Origin of the sequence: Synechococcus sp. C9, assembly GCF_022984075.1 — a bacterium.
In the GTDB taxonomy this organism is placed as follows: Bacteria; Cyanobacteriota; Cyanobacteriia; order Gloeomargaritales; family Gloeomargaritaceae; genus Gloeomargarita.
Map to the genome: position 1 here is coordinate 2,248,620 of NZ_JALAAD010000001.1, position 16,101 is coordinate 2,264,720.

The 16,101-nt window shown below is 53.7% G+C and carries 11 protein-coding genes; 7 read left to right on the plus strand and 4 right to left on the minus strand.

Annotated elements, in window-relative coordinates; genetic code table 11:
- Positions 1 to 94 precede the first annotated feature (94 nt).
- Positions 95 to 2,344, plus strand: a complete 2,250-nt coding sequence (locus MLD66_RS11065; RefSeq protein ID WP_247217852.1) for a ComEC/Rec2 family competence protein — start codon at positions 95 to 97, stop codon at positions 2,342 to 2,344.
- Here MLD66_RS11065 and MLD66_RS11070 read toward each other — a convergent pair.
- Entirely contained in the window at positions 2,333 to 3,763 is a 1,431-nt protein-coding gene (locus MLD66_RS11070; RefSeq protein ID WP_247217854.1) for a TM0106 family RecB-like putative nuclease, read from the minus strand. The genes MLD66_RS11065 and MLD66_RS11070 overlap by 12 nt on opposite strands.
- A gap of 244 nt (positions 3,764 to 4,007) precedes the next feature.
- Between MLD66_RS11070 and MLD66_RS11075 the strand changes: the two genes are divergently transcribed.
- On the plus strand, positions 4,008 to 4,664 hold the full coding sequence (locus MLD66_RS11075) for a Crp/Fnr family transcriptional regulator (protein WP_247219086.1): 657 nt from the start codon (positions 4,008 to 4,010) through the stop codon (positions 4,662 to 4,664).
- Between the two features lie 434 nt (positions 4,665 to 5,098).
- Here MLD66_RS11075 and MLD66_RS11080 read toward each other — a convergent pair whose 3' ends face one another.
- The gene (locus MLD66_RS11080) at positions 5,099 to 5,365 is read right to left on the minus strand and encodes a DNA-directed RNA polymerase subunit omega (protein ID WP_247219088.1); all 267 of its coding nucleotides are present in this window, start codon (positions 5,363 to 5,365) and stop codon (positions 5,099 to 5,101) included.
- A gap of 95 nt (positions 5,366 to 5,460) precedes the next feature.
- Here MLD66_RS11080 and MLD66_RS11085 point away from each other — a divergent pair, with 95 nt between their 5' ends.
- From MLD66_RS11085 to MLD66_RS11095, 3 genes are read left to right on the plus strand one after another with little or no spacing between them, the layout of a single operon-like run.
- Entirely contained in the window at positions 5,461 to 6,603 is a 1,143-nt protein-coding gene (locus MLD66_RS11085; protein ID WP_247217855.1) for an NAD-binding protein, read from the plus strand.
- Positions 6,604 to 6,620: 17 nt separating this feature from the next.
- Positions 6,621 to 7,232 carry a shikimate kinase gene (locus tag MLD66_RS11090; RefSeq protein ID WP_247217857.1) on the plus strand — a complete coding sequence of 204 codons (612 nt, stop codon included), beginning with the start codon at positions 6,621 to 6,623 and terminating at the stop codon, positions 7,230 to 7,232.
- A gap of 11 nt (positions 7,233 to 7,243) precedes the next feature.
- Positions 7,244 to 8,482 carry an HhoA/HhoB/HtrA family serine endopeptidase gene (locus MLD66_RS11095; protein WP_247217866.1) on the plus strand — a complete coding sequence of 413 codons (1,239 nt, stop codon included), beginning with the start codon at positions 7,244 to 7,246 and terminating at the stop codon, positions 8,480 to 8,482.
- Positions 8,483 to 8,491: 9 nt separating this feature from the next.
- Here the strand turns inward: MLD66_RS11095 and MLD66_RS11100 are convergent, their stop codons facing one another.
- Positions 8,492 to 10,633, minus strand: a complete 2,142-nt coding sequence (locus MLD66_RS11100; protein WP_247217867.1) for an O-linked N-acetylglucosamine transferase, SPINDLY family protein — start codon at positions 10,631 to 10,633, stop codon at positions 8,492 to 8,494.
- Positions 10,630 to 11,649, minus strand: coding sequence for a pentapeptide repeat-containing protein (locus MLD66_RS11105; protein WP_247217869.1), 1,020 nt, complete (start codon positions 11,647 to 11,649; stop codon positions 10,630 to 10,632). Before MLD66_RS11105 ends, MLD66_RS11100 begins: the two co-directional genes overlap by 4 nt.
- 118 nt (positions 11,650 to 11,767) lie before the next feature.
- On the opposite strand from MLD66_RS11105, the gene MLD66_RS11110 reads away from it, so the two are divergent.
- Positions 11,768 to 15,136 (plus strand): tubulin-like doman-containing protein, encoded by a 3,369-nt coding sequence (locus MLD66_RS11110; protein WP_247217871.1) that lies wholly within the window; start codon positions 11,768 to 11,770, stop codon positions 15,134 to 15,136.
- A 36-nt stretch (positions 15,137 to 15,172) separates the two neighbouring features.
- Positions 15,173 to 16,099, plus strand: coding sequence for an NAD-dependent epimerase/dehydratase family protein (locus MLD66_RS11115; protein ID WP_247217873.1), 927 nt, complete (start codon positions 15,173 to 15,175; stop codon positions 16,097 to 16,099).
- Positions 16,100 to 16,101: the final 2 nt, after the last annotated feature.

Sequence of the window (16,101 nt, forward strand, 5' to 3'; positions counted from 1 at the left end):
TCAAGAATGTTCAGGCGGATGTGATCTGGGCTACCAAGTCATTTGGGTTTTAGAAATCCCCTGGTTACAATCGGGGCAGGGTGCGGGGGAATTCATGGGCAAGTCTTTCAATTCGGAAGTGGTGGTGGTTCTCTGTGCCGCCTGGGTGTTGGGTTTGCTGGGGGCGTTGGTTCCCTACGGCTGGGGGGGCGTGGTGCTGGCGGGATTGGCGGTGGTATTGGCGGGATTGGCGTTGCGTCTGCCCCAGTTGCGCCGTTGGGGTCTGGTGTGGTGGGTGTGGCTGGTGGCGGGGGGGATTGCCCTGCTGGCGGGATTGTATTTGCAATGGCGAACCCCCCAACCGGGTCCCCAGGATATTAGCCGCAAAGCCCCAGAATTTGACGTGGTGGTGACGGGGAAGGCGTTGAATTTGCCCCGCCTCAATTCCAGTGGGAAACGGCGGTTTTTCCTAGAGGCGCAACAGATGGAACTGGGGGAAGCTCCCTACACACGGACGGAACGGGTGACGGGCAAGTTGTATGTGACGGTGGCGCCTGACCAGGCGGAAGGCATTACCCCGGGGCGTAAAGTTGCCATCAAGGGAGATGTGTATTTGCCGGTGACGGCGGCATTTCGGGGGGGGTTCGATTTTAAGAATTATCTGGCGCAACATAACACTTTTGCGGGGATGCGGGGGGAGGAGGTGTATTTCACGGACCCGACGGGGCAGGGCACCTGGGGGTTCTGGCGACTGCGGCAAAAAATTGTGGATGTGCATACCCAGGCGTTGGGAGCCTTGCGGGGACCGTTGGTGAGTGCGATGGTGGTGGGGGCACGGGTGGTGGATTTGGATGGGAATTTACGCACGGCGTTCACTCGGGCGGGGTTGGCGCATACGATTGCCGCTTCCGGGTTTCATGTGTCCCTGTTGTTGGGAACGGTGCTGGCCTTGACCAATCGCCTGGGCTTGCGGACGCAAATGCTGGCGGGGTTGGGGGCTTTGGGGTTGTTTGTGATGCTGGCGGGGTTTGAGGCAGGGGTGGCACGGGCATCCCTGATGGGGGCGGTGGGGCTGTGGGGGTTGGTGCAAACGGGCGAGGGGGATGTAACGGGGAAACGTCAGCCGTTGCATTTGCTCCTGTTGGTGGCGGCGGTACTGCTGTTGTATAACCCCAACTGGATTGGCAATTTGGGGTTCCAGTTTAGTTTTCTGGCGACTTTGGGATTGATGCTGTTGGCGACACCGATTGCCCAAAGTTTGACGTTTTTACCCCCGGCATTGGCGGAATTGATTGCGGTGCCGACGGCGGCTTATTTATGGACATTGCCCTTGCAGTTGTACAGCTTTGGGTTGATTAACACTTATGCAATTTTGTTGAATGCGGTGGCGGCTCCCATTATCACTTTGCTGACTTTGGGGGGAATGGTGACGGCGGTGGTGGGGCTGGTGCTGTTCCCGGCGGGGGTATGGTCGGCGAAATTGTTAGCCTACCCGCTGGATTTTTTGTTGGCGATTGTCACCTGGACAAATCAATTGCCGTTTAATTCCCTGGCGGCGGGGAAAATTACGGCGGGGCAGATGGTGCTGGTCTATGTCCTGTTGGGGTTGGTCTGTTCCGGGTGGGACTGGTGGCGACGCCGCTGGGGGTGGGTGGCACTGTTTGGGGTGGCGATGATTCTGGTGCCCCTGCTGTACAACCGCATGACCCAGTTGGAATTCACCGTCCTGGATACGGGGAGAATCCCGGTGATGGTCATTGAGAACCGGGGCAAGGTGGGGGTGATCAACGCCGGGGATGAAAAGACGGTGAAATTTACGCTCCTGCCGTTTTTGCAACTGCAAGGGGTGAATCAGATTGACCTGGGGGTTGCCCTGCCGGGGGTGTCCAACGAGGGCTGGACAAATCTGAGTGCGGTACTGCCGGTGCGAGAATTTTATGGGGAATTGCCCGACCCCAAACCCCCCAAAATTACGCCCCAACCCCTGAGTGCCCTCCAGGATGTGGTTCTGGGACAGGTGAATGTAACCCTGACCCCAACCAATCCATCCCTACTTCGCATTACTGCCGGAAACGAAAGTTTGGTCTGGTTGCCAGAGAGTAGGTTTGAGCAACAGGATGCCCTGGTCAAGCAGGGGGTACTCCCCGCCCATGTGCTGTGGTGGAGCGGCGGCAGTCTGGGAAATCGTTTGCTCCAAACCCTGCAACCCTACGGGGCGATTGCCTCCAACTTTCGGGTGAAAAAGAGCGACCTGGGGCGGTTGGAACGCTTACAAATTCCCACCTTTGTCACGGGGCAGGCGGGGGCGGTGCAGTGGCGACCGGGGCGGGGTTTTTCGGGGGGACGGCAGGAATCAGCCGGTTGACCGGGTCGGCAGGGGGGTAGCCTGCTGTTGCCGCATGAAGTCCACCAGCCAGCGATACAGGTGGTAGGTGGCATAGCAATCATCCTGGTTGTATCGTTGCAACGCCTGGAGATAGCTGGGGTCTTGGGTTTGGAGCCATTGGTTGTACCACTGGGTACATTGCGCCCCATCCGCCCGGGGATTCTGCCAGCCAAACCCCAACCACCGGGCAATCGCCTTCAGGGTGTAATTTTCCACCGGCAGTACCACCGAGCGCACCAACCGGGCGTGCAAATCCACACACCGCTGGCGAATCGCCTGGATGCGGGCAGGTACCGTGCCATATTTTTGACCCAACCGTTGAATCGTCTGGGGTTCAAAGGGGCAAAAGTGATAAATGGGCGCCTGGGGATAGCGCTCCAGCAAGGTTAATAATTCCTGCCAGACCTGCCCCTCCTGATGCACCTGCTCTGCCACCAGGGAATAAAACCTTTGTTCCTGGGGCGTGACCAACAACACCCCATGCAGATACACGCAGTCCAAATAGGGTTCCGCTTCAATATCAAAAAAATAACCGATATTCCCTTGAGGCAAACGGGAAATGGGTGCCACCGACAAGGCTTTCTGTTGGGCAATCGCCTGGGCTTGCCGCACTAATTTATTGCTGGTATTCACCCCCAAACTGGTGCGGTTGTAAATCAACAGGGGGTCCGCCTGCGCCAGGTCATCAATGCGGTTGAAGCCCAGATTTTGCAATTCCTCATAGCGTTTTAGCGTTACCCCCGGCACCAAACTTAGGTGATGCTTTTGTTTGGCAACCGTACTGCAATAATCCAACCAGGGACAGAGTTGACAGCGACTGCGGCTGATAAACACCTCCGGGGCATCCTTTTGTTTGAGGGTGTCCAGACAGGCGGCGAGCATTTGGTGCATCGGCGGTAGCGCTTGTTCCAGATTGACCCGCAAAAACCGCGGACCCGGCAGCGCCAATTCCCCCCACCGGGGCCAGACCCCCTGCAATTGCGCCAGCAACCAACTGTGAAACGCCGCCACTGCCTGATATTCCGGTTTGGGTCGTTGTCCCAGGCGAATTTCCAAAGGGCGGTAATGCCAATCCCCCCAGCGGGAAGCACCGGGTTCCCGAATCAGTAGGTCTGGGCGACCCACCAGCACGGCGGCGGGCGTAACCACCTGAAGTACCCCCTGGTGAATGGCAGGCACCCCCTGGCGCATCATGTCTAGGGTCGCTTGGAAGCCGGTATGCCAATCGGGCGGCTGATATTGGGGACATTGCCCCGGCCAACGACTGGTGACCTGCTCCCGGTGGCGGGAACGTTCGGGTTGGGGGACAACCCCTTGCCGGTGATCGAGAAAACTGCGACGGGAACAGCGATGATAGTAAAATAAATGTTCCGTGGTTACCACGGGTTGGGCATTCATGCCTGTCCCCCTATGATAGAGACAGGGAACGATTTTTGCTTCAATAGGAAGAAAGCGTTCTTTATCATACCTCACCCACTGTTAATTTTGTTCACATTCCCTCTGTACAAACTGTAGCATAAGGTCTTGCCAATTCGTTTACATTGTTGGACAGGAGTGTCGTCAATCCGTGGAAAAGTCCACCCCCGATGTTCTGGTTGCCCTGCGTGATTCGCCCCTGTTTGAGGGTTGGTCAAGCACGGCGCTGGAACGGATCAGTCAACGGTTATTTCTAGCTCAGCATGAGCCGGAGAAGCTGTTGATCATGGAGGAGGATGGGGGCGGTACGGTGTACTTCATCATCGAGGGCTGGGTGAAAATCCGTACCCACAACCGGGAGGGTCGGGAGATTACGCTGAATATCCTGGGGCCGGGGGAAATTTTTGGGGAAATGGCGGCGTTGGCGGCTTCGGCTCGTTCCTGCGATGTCTTGAGCGTGACCCAGGTGCTGTTGGGGAGTTTGTCGGCTCGGGATTTTATGAACGTGGTACAGACGGAACCGTTGATGGGCTTGCGGTTGTCCCAGTTGATGGCACGGCGACTGCGGCAGTTGAATCGCCGGTTACGGGTGCGGGAATCGGACAGTGTGGCCCGGGTGGTGGATGTCCTGCTCTTTCTGGCGGAGGGGCAAGGGCGCACCAGTGCCCAGGGGATTGAAATTCCCAATTTGCCCCATCGGGAGTTGGGCAGTTTGAGTGGATTGACCCGGGAAACCGTCACCCGTGTCTTACGCAAGTTGGAACAGGAGGGCATCATTGAGCGGCTAACGGGGAAAACCGCCCGCCGTGACAAGGACGATACGAACCCCCGGGGGTTGATCCGGGTGCCGAATTTAGCCCAGTTGGAATCCCTGTTGGGCTAGGGACGGGGCAAAAAAAAAAGGCCGGTACTGGCTCTGCCACCCCGGCTCTGCGTCTGTCCTCAATCCTCTAATGGTGTATAGACTGAGGGGGGTTGGGTCAGGTTCAATCCAGGCTAAAGATTTTTTTTGGGGGTCGCTGGCTAGGGGTTATTAGGTATTTATGGGATACATTGGCAATTTAGCGAATGGGTACGCATGGGTACTATTTTTAGAGCAATCGCACGTGCATGGTGAACTATCGCAACCTTACTTAATTAACAAACAAAAATTCCCCAGAACCAAGGATGGGAGCCGTGCTCCTGCGACCGATATTCCCAATTCAATCCTTGGGCACTTTTATTTATTAGTACCTATTGAAGGTTATCTGGCTGGCATACCCATACCGACCGCTAACTTTGAAGTGCTAGAGGTGCCCTTAATTTACTTTTTTACTTTTACTTATTGGAGCTGGTTGGGCTTGCGGGGGCGTCGGTCAAACCATCCCCAACCAGTTCGGGCTTGAGTTTTTCCGCCATTTCAATAATGGCTCGGATAACGGGCTTATTAAAAGGGTCATCCAGGGCATCCATGTCTTCGTAACGACAGCGTTTGGCGCACAGGGAAACCTGGTGGGTGACTTCATAGCGGTTACGGGCATCCCGCAGGAGTTCCTCAGTGCGGAACAGAATATGGGTTGGGTCAAATCGGCTACGGCGTTGCATCATGGAATAGCCCAGAGAACTTAGGAACGTACCTACACATTTCATCAGCTTATTTATGATAGCATCCTTTTGGGAACACCAGGGGGGCGAGCACCATGCCCGGATTCAAGCTGGTAGCCGTTGGGGGCACTGCGAAACATCGCTTCCCAAGGGGCATAAAATGGGCGTTCCCGCCGGGTCAGGTTTGGTTGGTTCTCAGAAAAATCCCTCGGGATACCCGGTGGGTGCTCGGGCTAGGCATGGTCGGGGCGGTGGTGGGAATCCTGCTCTGGAGCGAAGGGGGATTTGCTGACCCTGCTACGGCTTGGGAGATTATCACCAATGTTTTGATTACCTTGGTGGGGGAATATCCCGATAAACCCAAAACCATTTTGGGGCAAGTTTTTCAGCTATTGCTTCTGCTTTTTGGTACGTTTATCTTTGGGGCATTAGTGGGAAAATTTTCCTCGTTCTTTGTCACCCAAGCCCTCCTACAGGAGAAAAATATGCAGGTATTCAATGACCATATTATTATCTGTAATTGGAATGAAAAGGCTCCGGCGGTGATTCACCAATTATTACAAGGGAATCAAAAACAACCCCGGGATATTGTGGTGATTTCTGCTTCGGAAATTCCCCAAAAAACAGAATTTTCTTCCCAGACACACGTTTACTTTATCCAGGCTGACCCCACCCACCATGCCACGTTACAAAAATTTTTTGCTCCCCAGGCGAAAGCCATTATTCTATTAGCGGATGAGGATACGCAAGGATCGGATGAAAAGAATGCCCTCATTGCCCTAGCGATTAAACATTTAGAGCAAATCCCCCATTCCCAACGCAATATCCATGTGGTTGCCGAACTGGTGAATCTTGACCGCTATCGCCATCTCAAAGAAGCGGGGGTGGATGAAGTGGTGTCGGCACGGGACTACAGTTCGGGAATTATTGCCCAAAGTGCTTTATTCAAAAATATGTCGGTGGTTTATCAACAACTGCTGACTTACACAGAGGATACGAATGAATTTTATTTTATTGAACCGGGGCATTATCCGGTCAGTTGGCGGGGGTTATCCTTTGGGGAATTAAGCCAGCAGGTGAGCCGATTCAGCCAACCGGAACAGCCCTTGATGCTGGTGGGCATTCGCCGGGGGGATGGAGCCATTTTACTCAACCCCAAACGCAGTCAATTTCAGTATTTAGCCCCGGATGATACCCTGATTATTATGGCATTTCAACCCATTGCCACGTTGGGGTAAGTTTGGGGGGTTTCCTGATGACTCTTGCGCCGCAACTCCTGACGACCCAAGCCCAGACCCATTTGGGGGGCGTAACGGTGTTTTTGGTGGGGATGATGGGCTGTGGCAAAAGCACCACCGGGAAACGGTTAGCCAGCCGTTTGGGGTACACCTTTTGCGATACGGATCAGTTGATTACCCAAGTCACGGGGCTGGGGATTGCGGAATTGTTTGCCCAGGAGGGGGAGGCGGGGTTCCGGCGGTTGGAATCCCAGGTGTTGGCGCAGGTGGCGAGTCATACCCGCTTGGTGGTGGCGACGGGGGGCGGCGTGGTCACCCAACCCCTGAATTGGAGTTATCTGCATCATGGGGTGGTGGTTTGGCTGGATGCGCCCCTGGAGGTGTTGGTGTCCCGGCTGAGTCAGCGGCAGGATCGTCCTTTGCTTGCCCAGGATAGCCACGACCCGGAGCGGTTGCGCCAGCGTTTGCAGGAATTGCTTGCCCAACGGCACAGTTACTACGCCCAGGCGGATGTACGGGTGGGGATTGGGGCGGGGATGACCGTCGGGGGGGTGACCAGGGCGATTTTGCGGGGGATTGTCGGGAACACCCACCCCCGTAGTCAGTCACTACCTAAGCTCCTAGAATAAAAACAGCAACCATGAGAACCTATCGGCAAACTGGGGGAAAGGCGATGCAACCAAAAACCTGGTTCCAATTGTTGACCCACGCTTTGGCGGTTTTGGTGGGGGTGATGGTGACAGTGGTGGGGTTCCACGCCCTGCCCTCCCAGGCGGACCCGTTGGACCGGGTGGTGGCGAGTTCCCCGGTGGCTTTGACCAGCAGTAATGCCAAACCGGCAACCAATTTTGTCGTCGCCGCTGTGCAAAAGGTGGGACCGGCGGTGGTGCGGATTGATACGGAGCGCACGGTGAGCCTGGGGATTGACCCGTTTTTGGACGACCCATTTTTCCGCCGCTTCTTCGGCGACAGTGGCTTTAATATCCCCCGGGAGCGGACTGAGCGGGGTCAGGGTTCCGGGTTCATTGTGGATAAAAATGGCACGATCATCACCAATGCCCACGTGGTGGAAGGGGCGCAAAAGGTGAGCGTTACCCTCACGGATGGGCGGCAGTTGTCGGCACGGGTGCGGGGGACGGATGAGGTGACGGATTTGGCGGTGCTGAAACTGGACAATCCGCCGGGGAATTTGCCGGTGGCGACTTTAGGGGATTCCAGTCAGGTGCAGGTGGGGGACTGGGCGATTGCGATGGGGAATCCCTTGGGGCTGGACAATACGGTGACGTTGGGGATTATCAGCAATTTGCGCCGGAGCAGTTCGGAGGTGGGGATTCCCGATAAGCGGTTGAATTTCATCCAAACCGATGCCGCCATTAATCCGGGCAACTCCGGTGGGCCTTTGCTCAATGCCAATGGGGAAGTGATTGGGATCAATACAGCGATTCGGGCGGGGGCCGAGGGGATTGGCTTTGCGATTCCGGTGGATTTGGCGAAGACCATTACCCCGATTTTGGCGGAAGGGAAGACCGTGCCCCATCCCTACATTGGGGTGGTGATGAGTACCCTCACCCCGGAACTGGCACGACAAATCAACAGCGACCCGAACAGTACCATCCAGGTGCCCGAGACCAGCGGGGTGATCATCCGGCAGGTGATTCCCAGCAGTCCGGCGGCGGAAGCGGGTTTGCGCCGGGGGGATGTGATCACCGAGGTGGCGGGGCAAAAAGTGACCACCGCTGACCAACTCCAACGGGTGGTGGAACAAAGCCAGGTGGGTCAAAGGCTGGAAATGCGGGTACGGCGGGGCGACCAAACCGTAGCCTTGAATGTCCGCACGGGGGACCGCAAGCAGGTGATGGGGCAAAATCCCCGCAATTAACCGGGCAGGCTACCCCTGGCTCTCCTGGTAAAGGCGCCACATTTCCTGCAGGACAGAACCAAACTGTTGGGCAAACTGCTTGCCGTTCCACAAGGGAGAAGTGCGGCGGCTCTCCAGCAACCGTTGGCGGATGTCCTGGCGTAAGGCACTGTCCGTCCCCAACCGCACCCCCCAGTCCACATATTCCTCAGCGCTGTGGGCAATCCCCTCGCTGATGCCACATTGGGTCAAAAACGCATAACTGTTGCGGGCGGCAAATTGTTGCCCCACCCGAGTCACCAGGGGAATCCCCAGCCAGAGGGCTTCCAAGGTGGTCGTGGCACCATTGTAGGGATAGGTATCCAAAATCACATCCGCCAGACATTGTAAGTTAGCCCGATGCACATATTCGCTATCCACCGGCGGCAAAAAGCGCAGGCGTTGGGGGTCAATGCCCAGGGCTTGGGCTTGGGTGCGGAATTGTTCATACAAACCCTCTCCATCGTAGATATATTTCACGCACAGGTAGCTATTGGGCACCTGTTTTAATACTTGCAGTTGCCAGTCCACCACATCGGGATGGCGTTTGTAGCCACTTTGCGCTGTGTAAAAAATCACTGCTGTCGGGTCAATCCCCAGGTCTTCCCGCCGTACATCCGGCACACCAATTTCAAAACCATCCACCGCAATATAGGTTTCCGGGAGCCGCCAAATAGTCTCCTGGTAATAATCTTGGGCATTTTCTGGCAATACCCAGGGGTCAGCGATGAAATAATCAATGGTGTCCATACCCGTCGCATCCCAACCCAACCAGGTCACTTGAATTGGAGCCGGTTTCTGCGCCAATACCACACAGGAACCAGTCAAAGTTAGGCTATCAAGATCAATCAAAATTTGAATTTGGTCAGCGGCAATCTTCGCCGTTAGGGGTTCGGGATAATTATGATAAAAATAATGGTCACATTTCTCAACAAACCAGGATTGTCCCAACGTATCCGGTGGGTTACCAATGTAGTATAAAAAAAACTCAAATTGCTCTCGGTCATAATGGTTAAAAAACGTGCGAGCCAGCCAACCCACCGAATGACGACGTAGGGTCAGGGACAAAAATCCTACCCGCAACCGAGAACCTGTCAGGGAATTGTCCCAAACGAATGGCTGGGGTGGAGATTTGCATAATGCCCGCCCAATTTGAGAGGTAATTTGATTAAATAAGGGACGGTCTTGGTGGGGTTCATCCCGGAAGTAGGGGAGAAAGAAGGGGAGATGAAATAAATTGGCTCCTAACTTTTTGATGGTAGGAGTTTGATCGATCTCCCCAGCGGCTAAGGCTGTTAATACCTGGCGGTAACTGTCCACCGTGGCAAGAGCTTCCTGCCAAGCCGCTCCCCCCGCATTCAATAATTCTCGTAACCGACAGGTTAAGGCATATCCTTGGGCACTCAGAGACTGGGTCTGGGCAACAGCCATCTGGCGGTCACATATTTGTAATGCCCGTTCATGCTGGTGGGTTTCCCCATAGATACTGGCTAAAGACCCCAGGATTTCGAGATTTTCCGGGTCAGCATCTAAGGCAATATTCAGTAATTTTTCCCGAACTTCCAGGGCATTCTGCCATTGTAAATTGATACTACTTAGGGATAGGGCTTTGGCATAAATATGGGCTGGCAAATGGGGACGGCAAGCCAGGATAAACTGTTGAATTTGAGGATTAAATTCCACCAGGGAAACCACATCTAAAAGTGTTTTATACAGGGGTTTAATTGGCAAGGAATTACTGGGTTTCAGGATATGAACTAAACTCTCTAATTCTTCGGGAGTCAATGCACCAATTGAGGCAGCCAACTGGATCAGAGATAATAACCGTTCTGGGCTGGGAGCCAATTCCTGCGCCGCCCGGTAGAGTTCCAAACCGACCTGGGGTTGGGTGTCCCGATACCCCTCAGCCTGCGCTCCCAACCATTCCCCCAAAGCCTGGATTTGTTCAGAATTCAGCACGGTCAAGGCTTGAAACCACCACCCCTGCGCCGCCTCGGTATCCCCTTGCAAAAGATAAGCCAAGCCCCCATAGCCCCAGGCCGGGATGTCCTCAGGATGGGTGGTTAAAACCGTTTCCGCCTGGGCGATTAACCCCGGATAATCCTCGTCAGCTAACCAGGCTTCCCAATTCATGCGGAACCCAGGTGGGGGGCATACACTTGGCCGTCCGGCAGGGTCGTCCCCCAGAGGTTGGCGGTGGCGAGGCTATCGGGATGGAGCCGGGCTTGGGTCAAATCCGCCCCACTCAAATTGGCTCCCCACAGAGATGCCCCCTCCAGGTTGCTATCCCGTAAATTTGCCCCAATCAGTACCGCCTCACTCAGGTTGGCATTGTGCAAATTCGCCCCCGTGAGATTCGCCCCCCCCAAATTTGCGCCCACTAAATTTGCTCCCAGCAAATCCGCTTCACTCAAATCTGCGCCAATCAGAATCGCCCCAATCATTTGGCTATGGCGAAAGTAGCCCCCAATCGCATCCGCCCCGGTGAGATTTGCCCCGATCAGACGGCTGTCCTCCAAGACCACCTCCTCTAAATTGGCCAGCATCAACTGCACCCGGCTCAAATCGGCACCACTCAGATTCACCCCCGACAAATTGGCTTGGATCAAATCCAACCCCTGAAAATCCCGTTCCCCCGCCATATAGCGTTGGATCAACCGCTCTCGCTCTACCCCGTTTCCCCCCAAAGCCGGAACATCGGTGGGATGGGCGGCTTCCCGCAACCAATCCGCTAGGGTACGGTCATCCCCCTTTGCCCCATCCGTTTCCGGCAATTGGGTCGCCAACCGCTCAAACCGCTGAACAATCGCCTGGTGGGTGGCTTGCAATTGTTTCGCCTGTTGCGCTAAGGTCTGTAACCGTTCCTGCACCAGCCGACGAAAACTGCCACAGGGATTGACCCCCTGGGTTTGCAGATTCACCAGATGTTTAATGTCCTCCAGGGTGAGACCGAACTGCTTACTGTGCTGGATGAAGAGCAACTGGGTTAAGGATTCCGCCGGGTAGAGCCGGTAGCCACTCTTGTTGCGCTGGGGGGGTGCCAGGAGTCCCTCCCGCTCATAGAAGCGAATCGTCTGGGGCGATACCCCCGCCTGGGTACTCAATTCGCCAATCAGCCAGCCCCGCTCCATGTCTGTCCTTACCACCATCGTTCCCCATTGTAGAGGCTTTGGTTGAAGGAAAAGTTAAAAGACAAACGGAAAAAGAATCCTTTACAATACAGCCAACCACACAACAGGTGAACCGCTCCCTACAGGAACCGGAATTATGGCAGATTACCTCGGCATGACCCCCACCATCATCGTCGGTCTCGGCGGCACGGGTAAGGAAGTGATCATCAAAATCCGGCGCATGATTGTGGAAACCTACGGCAGTTTGGATGCCCTGCCGATTGTTTCTTTTCTGCATTTGGATACGGAGCAAAATGCCAAAGTATCCGAACCCCAAACCGTCTTGAAACAGGACATTTCCCTGCGCCCGGTGGAACAAGTGTGGGCAAAAGTGGACAATGCCAAAGCCATTTTGAACCGCATCGCCGACTACGAATATCTCACCGAATGGTTTCCCCCGGAACTCGCCGGTACGGATTCCATTTTGGCGGGGGCGGGACAAATTCGTGCCCTGGGTAAATTCGCTTTTACGGTGAATTATCAAACCATTAAACAAGCCTTTGCCAATGCCCGTTCCCGGATTGTGGGGCATGAGAAATTTATGCTCGACCGCTGGGGTGTCCAACTCGATAAAGGGGTGAATGTGTTTGTGATTTGCTCCCTAAGTGGGGGCACGGGTTCTGGGATGGTGTTAGACCTGGCTTATAATGTGCGGGATTGGGTGCCGCCTTCCGATTTGCCCCAAACCTGTGCCTTTCTTGTCCTCCCTGGGGCATTTTCCGGCTTGGGCGACCGGGTGATTGCCAATGCCTACGCCGCCTTGAGTGAACTCAACCACTATTCCCGTCCCAACACCCGTTTTGAAACCCAATATAGCAATAATATTACCGACCGGATTAGTAGCCAAAATGCCCAGGATACCCCCTTCGGCTTCTGCTATTTGGTGGGCAATAGCAATGATAAAGTCACCCTGCCCAATTTGGAATCGGTTTTGGAAATGGTGGCGCAAAATGTATTTTTAGATTTTTCCTCCGGGTTCAGCCAGTATAAAAAATTGGTGCGGGATAACATTCGCAAACATTGGGCGAGTCCTGACCCCTTGGGTTATCCCCAGAATTACATTACGTTCGGGTTAGCCAGTATTCAATTTCCGGTACAACGGGTGCTGAATGCCTGTGCCTCCCGGTTGGCAGTGGCTCTGGCGGATTGGTGGAGCAACCCCACCCCGGCGCCGACGGCCATGCGGGATGTGATTAAAACGGAAATTTTACCCAATTTGGGCTTGGCAGAATCGGAAAACAACCATCAACTTTTGGATAATTTGAGTGTGGGGGACAACATGAAACCCTACAGCAAAGAGGTGGCGGATTGGGTGGCGGGTTTACGCAAAAAACGGAATGATTTGAATGTCCCCTTTGAGAATTTATTGCGGTTTATTTCCGTAGAAGAAGAAAAATATCGGGTGCATTTTAACGATGCGGACAGCGACCCCCGCCGTTGGAGCGATTACTTCCAAAAAATGTGGGACAATCTCAACCGCATGATCCCCCAAAAAACCAAGGAATTGCGAGAAACCGTGGCGCAAATGGTGGAAGACCGCTTCCGGGGACCGAAATGGACTAGGCAATTTTTAGAAGTATTGCTGGAAGTTTTATTGGAATTTCGCACTACCTTTGACCAGTCCCGGCAGAAGGATTGGCTGGTGCGGGAGCGTTCAGCGAGTCAAGCCCTGCAAATTTTGCTCAAACAAATTGATAACCACGCCAAGCAGATGATGTTGCTGAATCGCAAAAAAGTCATTGATGACGATTTCAATGCGATCATGCAAGCCTTGGAGTCTATTTATGTTTCAAAAGTCGAGGTGAAAGCCCGTACCTTGGCGGCTCCGCTTTTGGATGCCCTGCGGGAAGAAACCCAACGGTTAATTAATGACCTGAATAATTTTGATAAAAATTTGGAAACCCTGCGGCGGAATTTGGCGGAACGGGAGCAGGTCTATACCCGGGAAACCAGCACCCTGACGGTGAATGGAATTTTACTTTATGACCCCCAGGATATTGAACAGGTCTATCAAAAAACCCTGGCGAATCGGACAGAAACTGTCTATCAAAGTATCACCCAAGATGTGTTAAATGGCATGGGCTGTCGGTTATTTGACCTCCATACCTTTGAGCATTTGCGGCAACAGGATTTGTACCAGCGGATTCTCAACCGTGCCATTGATGAATTTAGTACCAGTGAGCAATTGAAAATCTCCGTTGCCCAAAAATTTATTACCCAATATCCCACCCTGGAGCAACAGGAATCCCAGTTAAAAACCACCTTTGAAAAAAGTGAGGCGTTCTTGCGCTTCAGCCAGGAACAATCCCGTTTGGGTTGGGATGACCGCCCGGAAAAACGGCAAACACTGGTGGGGATTCAAGGGGGGAATAAGCCGACCGATCCCGCCGTTTCTGCCCTCTTGCCCCTCCTGCGAAAAAGTACCACGTTAACCGATAAAGATATTCGCCCTTATAACGACCCCCATCATATTTATTTTGTGCGGGAAATTGGGGCGTTTCCCCTGCGGTTGATTGAAGGCATGGAGCGGATGCGTACCATCTACCGCACGGTTTCCCAAATGGACCGCAATCCCCTGCATACCCACAAGGACAGTCAACGGTTTGGGGATATTATGCCCGCTTCGTCGGAAGAGATTCAGGTGCGGGAAAATCTGGTTTTAGGGCGGGTGTTTCAACTGGTCACTGCCTCGGAAAATCAAATTACGGGTTACACGGAAATCAAACTCAGCTATCAAGATAGTGCCACGGGTTTGGAACGAAATTTGAACCTGGGAACCACCTGGAAAGAGGCGGAAGACTATCTGTTAGCTGACCAAAACCGGCGGGCGAGGGAATTACTCAATGATGGGATTCAAAAAATATTGAAACAGGCGAATAATCGGGATAGCAAACGGGTATTGTACGAGCAATTAATGGGCTATTTGCAAGCATTTGAACAAACCATACCGGGGGGGCGGGACAATCCTGAATACCAAGCGGTGGAAACTGCGATTAGTAATTGTGTGCGAACCCATCGCCTATTTGAACCGGGGGCAACTGCAACTCCGACGACGCCCAAACCGGCGGTTAAACCCCCGGCGGTATCCCCCAAACCCCCAGCCGTTACCCCTGCGGTTGTTGATGGGGCGGTGGAGAAATTTACCAAATTGGTAGAAGCCTGTTACAAGGGGGGCAAAACTCCTTCGGAAAAAGAATTACAAATGTTAGATAAATTGCGGGAGAAATATGGTGTTACCCCGGAAATGGCGCAGGAAATTATTGCCCGGTTTCAACCCAAAAACCATGACCCAGAATTAGCAGGTTATGAATATGCCCTGATGTTCCGAGCCTGTCTGGAAAATGATGGGGAAATTGGTTTGGATGAACGGGCGCAACTTTTGGAACTTCAGGAGGAATTGGGATTGAGCGATGACCAGGTCGCCACCATTGAAGCCAACGTCCAGGAGGAATTGGGTCTCGGTTAATGTGATAGGCTACAAATCACCGTATCTCCTGAATTCATGCGTGTTTTGATTACCGGCGGGGCGGGTTTTATTGGCTCCGCTATCCAAGATATTTATCTGCAAGCCGGGCATGAGGTGGCGATTTTGGATAATTTTGCCGCTGGGAATCCTGCCTATGTCCACCCCCACAGCCGGGTTTATCAGGCGGATTTGCGGGAATCCAACCTGGTATGGCAGATTTTCCAGGATTGGCAACCGGAAGTGGTCAGCCACCATGCGGCTCAGATTGATGTGCGGCAGTCCGTTGCGGAACCGGTGGCGGATGCCCAGATTAATATCTTAGGTTCCCTGAATGTGCTGGAAGCGGCGGCGCAGATGGGGGTTAAACAATTTATTTTTGCCTCATCTGGGGGGGCGTGTTATGGAGAATTGCAACAGATTCCCGCCCCGGAAACCCATCCATTGCAACCCATTTCTCCCTATGGAATTGCCAAAGTAACCCTAGAGCATTACTTGCATTTTTATTACCAGGCTTATGGGTTATGCTATGGGATTTTGCGCTATGCGAATGTGTATGGTCCTCGCCAGGGAATTACGGGGGAAGCGGGGGTGATTACGGCTTTTATTACGGCTTTATTGACGGGACAAACGCCGGTGATTTATGGTCAGGGTACCCAAACTCGGGATTATGTGTATGTGGATGATGTGGCGCAGGTAAATTTGCAAATTTTAGGTAAATTAGAACCCTTGACGCTGAATATTGGCACGGGTCAAGAAACCTCCGTATTAGCTTTATATGAACTGCTCCAAAAACTGATCCCCAGCAAAGTAACGCCCCAATTTTTACCGAAACGGGTGGGGGAAATTACTCGCAGTGCCCTGGATGTGACCCGAGCGAGGGAAACCTTGGGGTGGCAGGCGCAGACATCCTTGACCCAGGGGTTACAAGCCACCTTGGACTGGTATCGCCAGGTATTGAATTAAGG